Source organism: Gordonia sp. (in: high G+C Gram-positive bacteria), from assembly GCF_049647785.1.
Lineage (GTDB): Bacteria > Actinomycetota > Actinomycetes > Mycobacteriales > Mycobacteriaceae > Gordonia.
On the sequence record NZ_JBARYI010000015.1, the window covers coordinates 46,022 to 61,890 of the forward strand.

At 60.9% G+C, this 15,869-nt stretch carries 14 protein-coding genes; 1 reads left to right on the top strand and 13 read right to left on the bottom strand.

The features are described 5' to 3' along the window. Positions 1-236: 236 nt before the first annotated feature. The 11 genes from WBA38_RS01650 to WBA38_RS01700 all read right to left on the bottom strand — a co-directional run bounded on the left by WBA38_RS01650 (position 237) and on the right by WBA38_RS01700 (position 11,151). The gene (locus WBA38_RS01650; RefSeq protein WP_424321881.1) at positions 237-1,289 is read right to left on the bottom strand and encodes an ABC transporter ATP-binding protein; all 1,053 of its coding nucleotides are present in this window, start codon (positions 1,287-1,289) and stop codon (positions 237-239) included. 29 nt (positions 1,290-1,318) lie between these two features. Next, the gene (locus WBA38_RS01655; RefSeq protein ID WP_424321882.1) at positions 1,319-2,197 is read right to left on the bottom strand and encodes a hypothetical protein; all 879 of its coding nucleotides are present in this window, start codon (positions 2,195-2,197) and stop codon (positions 1,319-1,321) included. Positions 2,198-2,319: 122 nt separating this feature from the next. Continuing rightward, positions 2,320-3,276 carry an MlaD family protein gene (locus WBA38_RS01660; RefSeq protein ID WP_424321883.1) on the bottom strand — a complete coding sequence of 319 codons (957 nt, stop codon included), beginning with the start codon at positions 3,274-3,276 and terminating at the stop codon, positions 2,320-2,322. After that, positions 3,273-4,271, bottom strand: a complete 999-nt coding sequence (locus WBA38_RS01665; RefSeq protein ID WP_424321884.1) for an MlaD family protein — start codon at positions 4,269-4,271, stop codon at positions 3,273-3,275. The genes WBA38_RS01660 and WBA38_RS01665 overlap by 4 nt, the downstream gene beginning before the upstream one ends. Then, on the bottom strand, positions 4,268-5,419 hold the full coding sequence (locus WBA38_RS01670) for an MlaD family protein (protein WP_424321885.1): 1,152 nt from the start codon (positions 5,417-5,419) through the stop codon (positions 4,268-4,270). Before WBA38_RS01670 ends, WBA38_RS01665 begins: the two co-directional genes overlap by 4 nt. A gap of 1 nt (position 5,420) precedes the next feature. Beyond that, positions 5,421-6,428, bottom strand: coding sequence for an MlaD family protein (locus tag WBA38_RS01675; protein WP_424321886.1), 1,008 nt, complete (start codon positions 6,426-6,428; stop codon positions 5,421-5,423). Beyond that, positions 6,425-7,438: an MlaD family protein gene (locus WBA38_RS01680; RefSeq protein ID WP_424321887.1), complete on the bottom strand. Its 1,014-nt coding sequence runs from the start codon at positions 7,436-7,438 to the stop codon at positions 6,425-6,427. The genes WBA38_RS01675 and WBA38_RS01680 overlap by 4 nt, the downstream gene beginning before the upstream one ends. Before the next feature lie 2 nt (positions 7,439-7,440). Beyond that, positions 7,441-8,571 carry an MlaD family protein gene (locus WBA38_RS01685; protein ID WP_424321888.1) on the bottom strand — a complete coding sequence of 377 codons (1,131 nt, stop codon included), beginning with the start codon at positions 8,569-8,571 and terminating at the stop codon, positions 7,441-7,443. A 1-nt stretch (position 8,572) separates the two neighbouring features. After that, positions 8,573-9,454, bottom strand: a complete 882-nt coding sequence (locus WBA38_RS01690) for an MlaE family ABC transporter permease (RefSeq protein ID WP_424321889.1) — start codon at positions 9,452-9,454, stop codon at positions 8,573-8,575. A gap of 4 nt (positions 9,455-9,458) precedes the next feature. After that, positions 9,459-10,181, bottom strand: a complete 723-nt coding sequence (locus WBA38_RS01695; RefSeq protein ID WP_424321923.1) for an ABC transporter permease — start codon at positions 10,179-10,181, stop codon at positions 9,459-9,461. Between the two features lie 250 nt (positions 10,182-10,431). Beyond that, on the bottom strand, positions 10,432-11,151 hold the full coding sequence (locus WBA38_RS01700; protein ID WP_424321890.1) for an aldehyde dehydrogenase family protein: 720 nt from the start codon (positions 11,149-11,151) through the stop codon (positions 10,432-10,434). Between the two features lie 1,069 nt (positions 11,152-12,220). Here WBA38_RS01700 and WBA38_RS01705 point away from each other — a divergent pair. After that, a complete protein-coding gene (locus WBA38_RS01705) occupies positions 12,221-13,024 on the top strand; it encodes a crotonase/enoyl-CoA hydratase family protein (RefSeq protein WP_424321891.1) in 804 nt (267 codons plus the stop codon). 344 nt (positions 13,025-13,368) lie between these two features. On the opposite strand, the gene WBA38_RS01710 is transcribed toward WBA38_RS01705, so the two are convergent. After that, positions 13,369-14,961 carry an FAD-dependent oxidoreductase gene (locus WBA38_RS01710; RefSeq protein ID WP_424321892.1) on the bottom strand — a complete coding sequence of 531 codons (1,593 nt, stop codon included), beginning with the start codon at positions 14,959-14,961 and terminating at the stop codon, positions 13,369-13,371. A gap of 78 nt (positions 14,962-15,039) precedes the next feature. Beyond that, positions 15,040-15,303 carry a hypothetical protein gene (locus tag WBA38_RS01715; RefSeq protein ID WP_424321893.1) on the bottom strand — a complete coding sequence of 88 codons (264 nt, stop codon included), beginning with the start codon at positions 15,301-15,303 and terminating at the stop codon, positions 15,040-15,042. Positions 15,304-15,869: the final 566 nt, after the last annotated feature.

Genomic DNA, 15,869 nt, shown 5'->3' on the forward strand with positions numbered 1-15,869 from the left:
CGACGCGATTGGATCCCACCCCACCGCAGCGGACCGCTTCCTGCACCGAACCAGTCATTCCGTCGGCGTCCAGCCCAAAGTATTGAGGAACCCTGTCGAAGTTTGTCTCCAACATCGTTAGCCGAAACGTCGAGAGGTTTTTGGCGGAGTCGGCATTCCTTACCGGAACACCCATCCCGTCGTGAAACCGACTGAAATTCGGTCGCGTTGTGAGATACGTGAAAATGCTCGGCGACTCACACCAGAGCAATAGGCACCGTGTCAACCATCGACGTATCGGCGAGACGCGAATTAGCACTTAGGGCGTCATCGTCGGCCATGCTCCGCCGAATTGCATCCTGCGCTCCAACAGGGAGCGTGGGCAGCATCTCGAGAACGTTCTGCCGGTGCCGGATCGCGGCCTGCCGCACTGGCATACCGGGGTTCGGCTGCACCTGGGCAATGATCTCGGAGAAGTCTTCCTGCGTGCCGCCACCGGAAATACCGGCCGCCTGCAGCTGCGCCTCCGCAGCCACGACCGACTCGTCCTTCTCCTCCGACATACCGATCGGTCCGAAGCGGTCACCGGAGAGAAACTGCTTGACGACCGGCTGCTCCGAGGTCAGCAGCTGCTCGCGCGGACCAAACATGACCAGCTCCTTACGGAACAGCATGCCGATGTTGTCCGGAATCGTGCGGGCGATGTTGATGTTGTGCGTCACGATCAGAATCGTCGCATCAATCTCGGCGTTGATGTCGATCAACAACTGCGAAATATAAGCGGTACGGACCGGGTCCAGACCCGAGTCAGGCTCGTCGCACAGGATGATTTCCGGATCCAGAACCAGAGCGCGAGCCAGGCCAGCACGCTTACGCATACCACCGGAGATCTCACCGGGCAGCTTGTCCTCGGCTCCAGTCAGACCGACGAGTTCGACCTTATCCATCACGATGCGACGGATCTCATCCTCCTTCTTCTTCGTATGCTCACGAAGTGGGAAGGCGATGTTGTCGAACAAGCTCATCGAGCCGAACAGCGCGCCATCCTGGAAGAGGACACCAAACAATTTGCGGATCTCGTAGAGTTCCTTTGCCGAACACTGCGTGATATCGGCGCCATCTACGATGACCGAGCCCTGCTCCGGGTGCAGGAGTCCAATCAGCGTCTTCAAGAACACGGACTTCCCGGTACCCGACGGCCCCAGTAGCGCGCTGACCTCTCCTCTCGGCAGGGTAAGGCTAACGTCGCGCCAAATGTTCTGCGACCCGAATGACTTGGTCAGGTTCGCAACACTGACTTCTACACCCATGATTTAGTTCCTATCTGTTTCATCCTCGATTAATTGCCCGGAGTAGCGGGCACATCGCCGTTGTTCGGTGCGGGTGCTTGGGACTGCTGCGGGGTGCCAGTCGTGCCGGAGGTGCCATCCGCAGGCGTTGCACCGTTCGCATCGAGGTTGGTCCCGTTGCTGGTGATCGCGGTGATCTTCCAGTCCTGCGCCTTGTCAATGGTCAGCTTGTAGGTAGCTGTTGTCTCGACGCCAGCGGCAGGTGCTTGCACGTTCTTGGTCACAATGCCAACGAACGAGTCCACTTTGTAAACGTCACCATCAACGGACGTAACCTTCGCGGAGATCGGCGACGACGTCGACGACCACTGCAGCGGCCGCAGTAACTGTTCCATTTGTCCCGCTGCGTTGCGCAGTCTGGTGCCGAGCTCCGGAGTAGTGTTCGCGGTCAACCGCTTGAGCCAACCTTGCGTGTCCTCGTAGCTCATGTCGGCCGCACCTGTCGCGTAGTCGAGTGCCACCTGCTCGGCGTGAGCGGTATCGGCCCTCGCGGCTTTCATATCGTCGATCTCCGATGACTTCGACACCACCGTCCAGCTCAGCGCCGCAATCAGCACCCCCACGGCGAGGATCGCCGCACCAGTCAGGAGTGCCTTAATGCTCACGGTCCGGCTGGCGAGTGCACCGCCGCTCAAAGGTTCCACAGGCTTGTCGGCTTCCTTCGCTTCTCTACTCGCAGCGGGCTTCGTCGACGACACTTCGGTGTTCGTCGACTTTTTGCCCTGCGCCCGTACGCGACCACTGCGCGCAGGCTTCGTCGCTTGGAGATCCACCGCCTCTTCCTCGAGGTTGCCGTTGGCGGCTTCGCCGTCGACGATCGAGGCCAAGCTCTTGTCGACGCGATGCGGGTTAAGGCTGGGATCACTCATCATTTATCTCCTAAAAGTCCGATTCGGGTTTGTCGCTGGCTGCCATACCCCGGCCGCCGTAAAGGTCGTCGGCACTGGGCGCCGAGGCGTCCATCGCATGATGCGGTTACAAGCGCCATGGCCTACCGTCCCCCGGAAGGAATTCGAATCGTCAGGGCACCCTGGTTCGTCGCGGCGATCAACGTGTCAAGAAATTTCCCGCCATTCACTGTCCGCATCGACGCGGCACCTGCCGCCGTCACCGGCAGCAAGTTGTCACCGATGATCTTGAGGTTGCCCGAGTTCTCGTCGAGGAACTTCTGCAGGAGGGCAACGAGAGGGGTCGCCCCCTCTGTGATTCCCGTGTACATCGGCCCGGACCAGTCGATCGCGTCCTTGACGCCGTCTTGCATGTACGAGAACATCTTGCCGAATCCGCGAATATTCGCGGAGATTCCGGCCAAGTCCGCAGGCAGTCGCTCCGAACGCATCAACAGGGGTTGCATGGTCGACAGCAGCGTTCGCAGCGAATCCTCGTTACGAACAAATTCGGCGGTCAGCAGCGTGCCCACCCGGTTGAGATTGCCGAGAACTTCGGAGTCCTCCGGCAGCCCGGCATCGAGCTGGGCGAAAACGTTCTTCACTTGCTTCGGGTCGACCTGGGTGAGGACCTTCGTCACTTGCCTCGACAAGTCTTTGAAGGTGGACGCCTCCCGAACCCGCTGGCTCTCGATACTCGCGTGGTTCACCAGATACGGCCCGGAATCAGTCGTCGGCAACACTGCCACGTAGGCCTCGCCGAGTGCCGACAGGTTGTCGACACGGTAATCGCTTGCCACCGGGATCTGCTGTGTGTCCTTGTAATCCCAGGTCACCCGAGCACCTTCGGGAGTCTGCGAGATCTCGGTAACGTGTCCGATCTCAATGCCGCGCAGGAGGACGCGTGAGCCAACAAGAATTCCATTCGTGTCCTGAACGGTGATGCTCGCGTACCGCGCTCCGATGGTCTTCAAATGGAGCCCCACCTGGAAGATGTAGAGCACCGAAAGGACCATGATCAATGCCATCCCGAGGACGGAAAGTCGTGTCTTCGTCATCATCGGACCACCCCCAGAACACGCAGGACCGACGCGGAGTCGGCAAGCATCTGCCTGTCACTCCCCATCGCCTTCACCGACGTGATGGCAACGCGCGGGTTCTTGAGGAAAGGCTTCAACGTGTTGCTGATGAAGTCGTTTCCGCTGGCCAACATCTTGTCGCCAGCAGGCCAGATCGGTGCCGCATTCTCGGCGGCCGTGGCGACCGAGTTCAGAAGCGGCGTCACCCACAAACCACCGGTAAAGACCGAGCCGACGGACGGAAGGAGGGTGGCAATGTGTCGAACCAGGGAGTACCCCACGGTGTGGAAGAAGTCGATGCCTTCGTCTCCAAACACGTGCTCGATCTCCACTTTGCTTTCCGGGAACGACTTCGCGACGCCATTGAGGCCGTTGAGCAGGCGATCGATCTCGTCGACATTCTCCCCGAGATCGTTGAGGTCCGTCGCCACCGTGGTCGCAATTCGTCGGACATTCTTGACGTCCGGCAGGGTCTTGTTCAAGGTATTCATCGTGTCCTGAACCTTCTGGATGCTGCCGCCGTTCACGAAGTAGGCAAGCACCGAGATGGTGTCCTCAAGCGTCGGCGGCGACGTGGTTCGCGACATCGGGATCACGGAACCGTCGTGCAGGTTGCCTTGGTTGGTTGGTTGTTCCGGCAGCGTGAACCCGAGGTAGGTATCACCCAGCGGAGTGTTCTGACGGATGATCGCGGTGACGTCGGCCGGGACCGGTCGCGACGCCGTGAGGCCGACGACCACGTCGACGCCATCCTTGGATTCGTTGAGCGACTCGACGCGGCCCACCTGCAGTCCGTTCATCATGACGTCGGCACCGGTCGGCAGGTTTAGCACGCTGGCAAACTTCAACGTGACCTTGTAGTCCGAGCTCACGCCGGCCTTGACCGACGGAAGCCTGTTTGGGCTGAGAGAGCAACTCGACAGCACCAGCATCATCGCGGCAAGGGCGATGAGCGTCCATGAGCATTTGGTCTTCACTTCGCTCCTGCCTTCAGCACCAGGTCGATCGGGTTGACCGACGTCGTCTCATTCGACCCACGCGTGCACGCTTTCCCCAGGGCCTTGCACTGCTCGGGGGTCACCTTGACCGACGGTGCCCGGTACGGAACCGACAGCGCGCCGGAGGCCGCAGTCTGATCTCGCAGCGCGTCCCCGATCGCCGGCGTGAGGGTGCTTAGGTTCTTGCTCCAGCTCGGAGCGTTTCCAGCGATCATGCCGACCACTGGCGTGCCGACATCGAGGACAACCTGCTCGAGTTCCGGACCGTAGTTCTTCCAGACGTCCCACATGAGGGCAATCGTCCAGCCGATGCCGCGGCAGAACTTGGCGACATCGTAGAACAGGGTGGTGCCCAGATTCGTGACGGAGGTGCCTTGGTCCGCGAGAGACATGATCTGCTCCCAGTGCTTCAACGCCTCTTGAGTCAGCGGCGCCATGTCGGCAATCGACGAACCGATGTCGGCCGTAAAACCATCGGGGTTGCGTGCGGCCTCTGCGGCATTGCGGAACATGGAGTTCGCTTTTTCCCCGGTTCCGTCAAGAGCTCGATCAGCACCGGTCAATGCGCGCTGCAGCTCGACGCCACCGTCCTTCGACAGTCCTTCGAGGAACTCAGAGGCCGATCCCGCGACCTCACTGATGGGCTTCGGCGTGTAGCTGCTGTCAATGGAAATACAGTGGCCAGCTTCCAGCACCGGCCCGCTCTGGTAGTTGCCAACCAGTTCGAGGCTTCGGTCGGCCAATAGTGACTTCGATCGGGTCACGGCCTTAACCGATGCGGGGTAGGCGCGCGCAGCGTCAAGAGAGAACGTGACGCGGACGTGATTGCCGCGGGCGCTAATCTCCTTGACCGTGCCGACTTGCATACCCATCTGTGTGACGGGGTTCCCGATGTAAAGTCCGATCGCGTCGGTGAAGTCGACGCAGAAGCCGTCGCCGCCTGCCGTTCCCGTCGCGGTCGCTTCCGCACCAGTAAAGCCGACCCCGGCCGCAGTCACACCCACGACCGCAGCTACCCCGACAGCCAGTGTGCTTAGGAGACGGCGTCGGGTCCGCGAAGCACGGGGAACCTGCACAGGTTCAGCGACGATCGCGGAATCCGACACGCTTTCGTTCATGTCCGCCATGTCAGCATTCCTTTCCGGCGACCGGTATGCAGAGATTCTCAAGGACCAATTGGCCATTGCTCATCTGGCGCAAGCTGTCAGGCGTCAGCGACCCCTTCAGCTTGTCGCGCATCCCGATGAGCCCGTTGATTGTCGGCTCCAGATCGTTCTGCATCGTGCGAATCGTCTCCATGATCGATCGAATCTGCGGCTCGTAGGCTTGGCTGTTGACCAAGTAGGTCCGGAACGACGGTGATGCCTTGTACAGCACGTCGGCGAACAGCTTGTACGCGTAGTTGAAGCCCGCGGAATTGATGTGGTAGGCGGTGACCACGGAATCGAGCTTCTGGACCAGGGTGAAGACGAATTCCCTGTTCGAGTTGAAGGTGTTCAGGTATTGCGCTGCTAGCTGGGCGACCTGCTGGACCTGGCTGCGCTGCTTGGCAAAAACGCCGGTCACCGAGTCGAGTCCGTCCACAATCGAGCGAAGTGACGTGTCGTTCTTACCCAGCGCATCTGCCACCTGCTTGATGTTCGAATGCCAGGTTGGCGTTTCGATCCCGTCGGTCGTATGCGGTGCGGCCTGGATAACGTCGCCAATCGAGTACGGCACCGTCACCCGCGACGATGGGATGGTCCCCGAGATCTCGTTGGTGCCGCGCGGCGTCAGGGTGATCGCGTAGCCGCCGACCGGTGTCAGCATGCGGACGTCGACTGTCGCTCTGTCGCCGACAAAAGCCGACTCGTCGATCCGAGTCTCAACTAAGACGGTATCCCGCTGCATAGTGACTGCGGATACCTTGCCGACGACGATGCCAGCGATGCGGACGTCCTCGCCAGAGTGGATCGAAGCCGCGTCGGTTACTTCAAAGCTGACGGCTTTCTTGCCGGGGGGATGGACATAGAGGACGAAGATTCCCCCGAGGACCAAGAGCGCGACCACGATGACGGAGAGTCCGAGAAGCTTTCTGCTCGCGTCCCGCTGCGGCTTCTTCTTATGCGGCATCCGCAGTTTGCGGAGAGCGGTCATGGGTTGCACAGGGTCACCTGCCTGTCATCGAGAAAGTACTGTGCCTCGAGCGGGATCTTCGCGGTCCCCTTTGAGCACTTCGGATACGGTTCTTGGAATCCATTGGTGCTTTTCAGTCCGTCCAACGCGTTGGGTACGAGGTCGAACACACCAAGCAACTGCGTGGAGTTCTTGAAGATCGCCTTGATGCGGCTCGGCATGTCGGTGTCGTCGTGCACATTGAATGCGGTCAAAATGCGTTCGACGGGCTCAAAGAGCGCGGGCCCGGCCGACGCTGTCACCGCGAACTCGTCCAGCACGGTGGTCGCACTCGTTATGGGCAGGTCGACCGCGCGGAGGAACTCCATCACGTTCTGGTTCCGGCCACCCATGACATCGGAGATTCGCCCCAGGTTCGTGGTGAGTTGCGTGAGAAGTTGCTGCCTGCTCTTGGCGTACTTCGTCAACTTCTGGGTGCTGTCAAGCATCGGCCCCAGCCCGGTGCCATCACCCTGCAGGAGTGCGATCGCGTTCTGGCTGAACTCGTTGATGTCGCTGGTATTCATGGTCGTCAGCACCGGCTGCAGGCCGTTGAACAGCTCGGTGATATCGAAGGACGGGACCGTTCGGCTCACCGGAACATGACTGGTCCGCAGCCCGGGCTCGTCGCCGCGGACGTCGATGTATCGAACACCGGTCAGGTTCTGGTATTTGATCGCCAGGATCGTTTTGTCGGTGATCGTGTGGTCGTCGGCGAGGGTGAACTCAACATGCGCTAGCGGCTTGTCTCGGGACACTCCCTCAGTGAGCTCGACCTTCGTGACCTTGCCGACGCGCTTGCCTCGATACCGGACGTCCCCATTGGGATGCAGTCCCGACGCATCGGTGAAGTCCGCCGAATATGAGCGAGTGCTCTCTTCGACCGGATTGCGCATCGCGTTGACAACCAGGACGAAGAGCAACAGCGCGCCGACGGCAACCGCTGCCACCTTGGATCCGGAGATCAGTGTCTGTACTCGTGGTGAGGCCACAATCAGCCCTCTTTCTTAGTCGTGGGCTGATCAGTCCCGGCGGACTTCTTGACCGGGCCTGGAATCTGGTCCGGGGCAACTCCCATGCTGGCCATGCTCTGCGCGATTCCAGGAACCGAGTCCAGCAAGATTCGCAACTGCAGGGTCTGCTGTCCCTTGGGTCCCTTGAAACTTCGTTTCAAGCCCTCGATTGCTTCCTGCAGTTTGGTCATGTTTGAGGCGTCGCCCATCACGCCGGGAACTTCGTCAGACAGGTACTTCACTGCCGTGACCACCGGCGTGAGCTCTGCGGCATGCGAGCCAAGAAGGACGCCGATCGCACCGAACAGTCCGTCAGAAGCCACGGTGAGCGACCGATTCATCAGATCGTGATAGGCCTTGTCCACACCGCGCGATCCGTCGGGCATCCGGTTGAAGGAGCTGTTGGTGATCGCGTTCAGCGCACCGAGAGTCTCCACGTTGGCCTTCGGGAACACTGCGGTGAGGTCGTTTAATCGCGACATCAGCACGCTTGGCAGGTGCTTCTGCGTACGTGAAACGTTGTCGCTGACGACGATCATCGTCTCGATCAGCGGGGCGAGCCCGGTGGCGTAGTCGGTGACCTTGTTCAGACTGCTGATGACGTCGCGCGTCAGGCTCCCGTCCACCACTATCGAGCCGTGCTCGATCATCGTCGACATGGTGAAGTCTGGCGCCGAGTCCCGATTAATCGTCTGGCCATCCCGGATGGCCCCACCGCCCGTCTTCGAGATCAGGTTGACGGCGGTAGTTCCGAAATAGTTCGCCGGCCGGAAGTCGACGTCGAAGGAATCGGTGAGGCTCGCCGCAGCGGACTCGTCGAGCGCAATATCGACGTGCACCGAGTACGGGTCGTTGGAGTCCACGTCGGTGACCACCCCGACTTCGGCGCCGCGCAGCAGCACCTTGCTCTTCTTTTGCAGACCCGGTCCCACGTTGGGCAGCACCAGGTGCACTTTGGTCCCTGACTGGGCGGTCGCTTTCGGATATATGAGGGCGGTCGTAATCGCCACGAGTACGACCACCACAACTGTCGCGATGCCTGCAACCACGAGGGTTCGGTTCTGATTGATTCCGCTGCCGCGGACGAAGTCCTGATTAATTGCCTTGACCATGTCAACCTCTAAACGGGAGCGGCGGATTGAGTCCCCAGATGACTACGGTCATGAGGAAGTTCAGAACGACGATGGCCACCAGGGATGCACGAATCGCACGTCCCGATGCCGCACCGACACCCGCAGGACCACCGCTGGCGAAATAGCCGTAGTAGCAATGGATCAGCGTGACGATGGCGCAGAACAGCACCGCCTTGATGATCGACGCCAGAAGGTCCTGCCAGGTAACGAATTGGGCGAAGTAGTGGTCGTACGTCCCCGCCGGTTGATCGTGGAAGTTCTTCACGATGATGCCGCCAGTAATAAAGCTAACGACCAGGGCCATCACGTAGCTGGGCAAAACGACCAGCATGCCGCCGACCAGGCGGGTTCCAACCACAAACGGAATTGCTCTAATACCCATGGTCTCGGTCGCGTCGATCTCCTCGGAGATTCGCATGGCGCCGATCTCTGCCGTCATACGACAGCCGGCCTGGGCCGCGAAACCAATACCGGTAATGATCGGTGCGACCACCCGAATGTTGCCGAATGAGCTGATGATGCCGGTCAGGGCACCAAATCCGAGCAGGTCGAATGCCATGAACGCCATGATCGCGACCACCGCACCGACGGCGATGCCGAGAAAGAACATGAGGCTGACGACGCCGCCGTCGACGATGATCGATCCACTTCCCCAGGCCATATCGTTCATGGTCTTGAGGGTCTGTTTCCGGTACTGACGGACAGTTGTCGGCAGGAGGATGATCGTCTTCCAGACAAACACCGCAATCTGTCCGAGCTCGGCGAGGGCACTGGTGAACTTGCCACGGATGGCCCGCCCTATCCGGAGCAGAATTCCTCCGCGCACTGCGATTTCTTCGGACCGCATTCGATTCTCAGTCATGAGCTCACGCCAACCTGGCCGGGAAGAACATTGTCTGCACCTGGCTCACCGCGAGATTCGCCATGAAGATACAGAAGACGCTGAGGACCACCGACGCGTTAACCGCATTCGCGACACCTTTTGGCCCGCCCTTGGCTTCGAGTCCGCGCAAACTGGCGATCACCACCACAATGAAGGCAAATAGCACTGTCTTAAACACTGAGAATGCTAGATCCACCGGTGTCGCAAAGGCTCCGAACGATTGCCAGAAACTGGCTGGCACCACATTGTTGATATTCGCGGAAATCGCCAATCCCGCACCCACGCCAGAAGCGATGATCATGACGCACAGGGCGGGAGCGATGGAAAGCATCGCGATGAATCGCGGGACGATCAATCGCTGAACAGGATTGACACCCATCACTCGCATGGCATCAATTTCTTCGCGGATCGCCCGCGAACCGAGATCGGATGCGATAGCCGAGGCGGCCGCACCGCTCATCAGTAGACCCGCGGCCATCGGTGCGCCCTGGTTCACGACCCCGAGACCACTGGCGGCACCGGCGAGTGAGTTAGCACCGACCTGGTCCATCACACCGCCGACCTGCACCGAGACCTCGGCACCGATCGGGACCGCCATCAGCAGCGCGGGAAGCGCGGTGACCTTGAACAGCTTCCAGATTTGGTCGATAACCTCGCGGCCCGCGAGCTTCAGCGAAATTGCGTCGGCGACGGTGAAGCCGATCATCTCGCCAGCCAACGCCGCTGAGCGGCCGATGGTGTCCAGGCTTTGTGTGAACCGGTTAATAAATCCGGTCAGAAGTCTGCCAATTCCCGCGAATAGAGCCCAAATTCTGTTGCGCGGTAAGCCTAAACCATCAGGCTGGAGCGTCGTAGCGCTCATCATCACCTCTCTTGTGGCTCCGAAGGAAAGTTGATTCGGAGACTGCGTCTGGAAGGTCTGTGAAATTCAAGCTGTTCGCACGTCGCCGTGCCATTCAGCCCATCGACTCGGTAAACAGGTACAACGCCAGCGACTTCGGGTGGTCGTTGATGTGCTCGATGGCGGTATCGATAGACGGCACGCTAACCAGCGGCAATACCGGACCAAAGATTTCCTCGCGCATGAGCTCGGAGTCGAGATCGGGATCGGTCATCAGCGCGAGACTCATCATTAGTGCATTCACATCGATCACCCCGCCAAACGTTTCGCCGCCGTGCGTCATCGAGAGTCCGGCGCGCCGATCGAGGTGGTGCCGATTGACGATGTGGGTGGTGTCGTGTCCCGCTTGCACGGGACTGTCTTTCAACAGTCGCTCAACGAACCGGGGTCGGACAGATTCTTCGACGAGGACGAGGACGAGGACCACGCCCTTGGGCTCGAGAATCGTGAAGGTCTTGCCCGGTACCGTTGCTGCACTGATCGGCACCGACGTGGGCTTGGTCCACGCACTGAGTCGGCTCAAGGTGTGCCGGATCTCGTGACGAACGGGACCGATATCGGCCATGAGCGACGCCATCGCACGCCGGCCAAGATCGGCTCCACTCGCCGCCAAAATCTCCACCTCGCACTCATCGACAAACCGGAGCAGCCCCTGGAGTTGACTTACTCCCCAGGAGAGCGCGCGCGTCCGACCGTCACGGAAGTCGCGTCGAGCGATCTCTCCGTCCTCACTGACAGACGATCGACCGGTCGTCGCAATTTCGGTAACACTCAAGGGAAACTCCTGAAATCTTGGCCGAAGCGAAAATGCCTGCGGCACTAGATCGGCCTGGGATGTACGATCGCGAACTCGTCGAACATGGCGAGCACACAAAACGTTTTTGACGTGATGTCAATCACGCCTAAGCGCCACCATGACGCTGGACGGGACTAAATGCCCTTGTGATTCACAACACCTGCTGCGCCTACACTAAGTAGGTTTACATGAAACGTCAAGCGTAATTTGTCAGCAGATGAAAAGGTTCAGGCGACGACACCGAAACACCCCCACCCACCGGGCATACATGCAGGCCAAACCAACATCCGGCGAAATTCGGACATTTCGAGCCCAAATTGAGTGACGGAGAGTTTTCCATCCGCACTCACCTCGCGGAGTGACACGCCACCGGTCGCGAAGCGGCCCCGGAGTTACGTCCGGCAGGCCTACTAGGACGTCGGTATCGCCGCCCGCCCAGGAATGTGGTTCGGCCATTAAGCCTTCGAGGAGGGCTCTCGGCGGGCGTAGATCGTGGCATAAAGACATCGCCGACAGCGGCGGGCCGTACGCTCGATGCCCCCAGCGTGGCGGCATACTGCGGCGCAAGAGGCTTGCCGGGTGCCATGCCGCGCGCCCAATCAGTCTCGATAATCGCCTCAAGCGTCGCCTCCGTGGCCTCCATCGTCGCGAGGTAATCCGATCTCAGATCCGACGACGCGGCCGTGCGCCGACCACTCTATTTCGCCAGGCGGCATCTCGAGCCAGCCAAGACACCGATGTCCTGGATTCGGAGACGCACGCACCGATTCTGGCGGCCATGCGCGAGCGTTTGGTGGACCAGTCGCTCGCGAAACTGAGGGTGGCGAAGGTGCTTGAGAAGGCTGGGACCTCTCGAGGCCAACTCCGCCTCGGTTCGGCGCGGTGCGCCCACCGTAGATTGTGTCCGCGAATCGCCTCGCCCGTCCCGACAATTACTATAAATCTATACATGTAAGATTTACGCCAAATCCCAACCAGCCCTTTCCGATGGCGGTCCCACGGGGCGCAATGCCTGGCCGTCGGCAGCGTCAAGCGAGAGAGAGACTCCATGACAAGCGAGAACAATCCAGCCGTCCTCGTCGAGAACCGCGGCAACGTTGCCGTCATCACCATCAATCGCCCCGATGCCCGGAACGCGGTCAACTCTGCGGTCGCCAACGGTCTCGGAATCGCGCTCGAGCAAGCCGATCAGAATCCGGAGATCCGTGCGATCGTGCTGACCGGCGCTGGCGACAAATCGTTCTGCGCGGGCGCAGACCTCAAAGCGATCGCCAGCGGCGAGGGCATCAATCCGACCGATAAGGCACACCGCAAATGGGGTTTCGCAGGCACGGTCAGTCACGCGATCAGCACACCGCTCATCGCCGCAGTTAACGGCACTGCACTCGGCGGCGGCACCGAGTTGGTCCTCTCCGCTGATCTCGCCATCGCGGCGGAGCGCGCCACCTTCGGCCTCCCCGAGGTCAAGCGCGGCCTCATCGCAGGTGCCGGAGGCGCCTTCCGCATTGTTGAAGCCCTCCCCAAGAAGATCGGCATGGAGATCCTACTGACCGGTCGGGCCATCACGGCAACTCAGGCAGCGGACCTCGGCCTGATTAATCACGTCGTCCCCGATGCTGAGGTACTCGACGCGGCAATCGTCCTCGCCGAGGAAATCGCAGCCAACGCACCGCTGGCGGTGCAGGCCTCCAAGCGTCTCGCGCAGGGCATCGTCGACCGCGAGGTTCCCGGCGAGACCGCCCAGTGGAGTGCCAACACCAAAGAAATCATGACCGTGTTCTCCAGCAAGGACGCCCGCGAAGGACCCCGCGCCTTCGCCGAAAAGCGCGCGCCAGTCTGGCGCGCCGAATAGCCGAACGCACGGCAGCGAAAAGCCAGCGTCTACCCTCAGGGTCGACCGAGCGCTCCTCGGTCTACCTCGAGAGGCATGTCGATTTTGCGACTCGGATCACTTGCTCAAGTCGACCATCTCAGTAAGCCCAAATGCTTTATCCTTCTTTGCCACACACCTTGAACCGCACAGTGAGGTATCGAGGCCACCGGAAATCATCAGATGGCAGAACTGCTCGGTAGGGCGTTTGTCCGCCACTGCAACGCCGCAGCTGGGCCCCTGCGGAGTCAAATCGGAGTTGCAGCTACGGTGGCCCACTGCCGAAGGTGGTCCAGGCCCGGTCCGGCAGTCTTGAGCATCGTGCGTCAGGTCAACGCTGGCCGTGGGTCAAGGAGTTTCACGCGGGGCCGCCGCTGCTTGCGGCCCGCACTGCGCTCGTGCCGATCGACGGTGAACCAATCGGCCGCCGTCATCGCCGTCGGCCGTCGGTCCTTCACGAGGGCATCAAATACCTCGGCGTCGGAGTTCGGATCACTGAGCGCTCCAGAAGCAAAATCGGCAATCAGCGCCTCGACGGTCTGCTGTGCGCAGACTCGGTTGGTACCAATCACCCCGGACGGGCCGCGTTTGATCCAACCGGTGACGTACCGTCCGGCGACAGGCGAACCGGTCGCTGTATTGACGACCCGCCCTTCCAGATTGGCAATAGTTCCGCGGGCCTCGTCGAAAGGCAGCCCGGGGAACGGAGCACCGCGATAACCGATCGATCGCAGAACCAGACCGCACGCAAGGTCACTTGGTCCGTCGAGGCCTGCTAGGCGGATCCCGCTGACCTGCGATTCACCGAGTATCTCCTCGGGCGCACTGTTGAACCGAAAGATGATGCGCCGATTCCCCGCGGTCGGCTGCGCGGCCGCGTACTCGGCCAGCAGCCCTTGCTTGTACGTCGCATCCTCGTCGACGGCTACGTCGCCGTCGACGAGGACGTCGACGCCCGACAGTCCCGCGAGTCCGAGCAACTCGGGGACAGTCCCCGCAGCCGCTTCGGGTCCGCGACGCCCCAGCACCACTACTTCGCGGACGGCGCTGCGTGCCAGCGCATCGAGCGCGTGGTCGGCTATGTCGGTGCCGCGTAGATAATCAATGTCGGCGACAAGCACCCGCGCGACGTCAAGGGCGACGTTGCCGTTGCCGACCACCACCACTCGCTCGGCGGACAGATCAAACTCCAGATCTGCATAATCGGGGTGCCCGTTGTACCAGGCCACGAACTCGCGCGCGCTGACGACACCGGGTAGCGACTCCCCCTCGATACCGAGACGCCGGTCTTCGGTGGCCCCGGTCGCGACAATCACTGCATGATGGTGGGCGGCGACCTCATCGAGGCTTAGATGACAGCCCACCTCGACGTTCAGATAAAAGCTCATGCCACTGCGACGAATGGTGCGGGTGAAAGTCTTGTCGACCCCTTTGGTCTTCGAATGATCGGGTGCGACACCATATCTCACCAATCCCCCGGCGAACGGCAGCCGCTCAATCATGGTTACCTCGGTGCGAATATCGCGCCGCGACAGCACTTCCTCGGCGGCGTAGCAGGCCGACGGGCCGGACCCAATGATTGCCACGCGGAGAACCGAGGCGTCCACTGCAGCAGTCACCTTCGGCGGAACCACCGGGGTCGGCAGAATGACCGACTGCCCCGCGTCGCGCGTATAGAAGTCGGCATTGACGTCGAGGTAGCGGAGGTCGAGACCGGAGAGGCTGTCGTCTGGGCTGATAGCTTCAACCGGGCAGACGTCCGCACAAGCACCGCAGTCGATGCAGGTATTTGGGTCGATGTAGAGCATCTCCGTGGTGGCGTAGCCGGGCTCACCAGGAGCTGGATGGATGCAGTCCACCGGGCAGACCTGCACACAGGTCGCGTCGTTGCAGCAGTTCTGCGTTACAACGAAGGTCATGGGTGTTCCTCATTTCGATTCTTCAGAGATGTCACAGTCACTCGGATCCCGTTGAACACCGGCGAATTCGTCAGTGCCTCAAGGCGTTCGGTGTCGTCGACCAGCGCGTTGCAATTGGCTTCGGGTGGCGCGGCCGACTTCGGGATGCACATACCGGGCCCGTGGTCCCCCATCCGCGGCGATGACCGATAGCAGGCCGAGCAGCACGTAGGCGCAACGGAGCCTCTGCACGTCGATGTCGGCGACGGTTGAGATATACAAGCGCACCGGGTCCACCACGACCAGGGTGCCGCCGCGCGCCCGCAGTTTCTGCAACTGTGCCCGCACGTCCGGTGCGGTCATCGTGGATCCGTTCGACACCAGTGGGTTCGAGCCAAGGCTTTGCAGGCAATCGGTCCAGGTGGATGTCGGGCAGGGTGAGCCCGAGGTCGGTGCCGTAGGGCTGCATGGGTGCCAGGCTCTTCGGCCAGGTATCGACACTGCCCGACGAGAAGATGTTGCCGACACCCAGCGCCGCGATCAACTCGCCGAGATTAAAAGTCGAGTCGAGACGATGCGCGACCGAATTGCCTTGGTAGACCGCGCACGATCCGGGATCGCCGTTGACTAAGGCAGGCAACCGCCGATCAATCTCCGCAGATGCCGCGTCCCAGGTCGCTTGGCCGGATGCGCTGTCAGCGGGGCTGGGCTCGACGTCGAGCAGCCTCGGCGGTTCGAGCGTGAACAGAAAGCCGCACGTCGACACGCAAAGTGGACAAGGGCGCGGGTGCGTGGCGATTTTCGGCATTGTCACCTCCCCGCTCACCAATCTAACACCAATAGATTTAAGTCACAATGTGACACAGCCGGGAGGGAATGGGAAATTGCACCCACTACGTTCACGCAGTCGATGCAATCGGCTAGCCGGA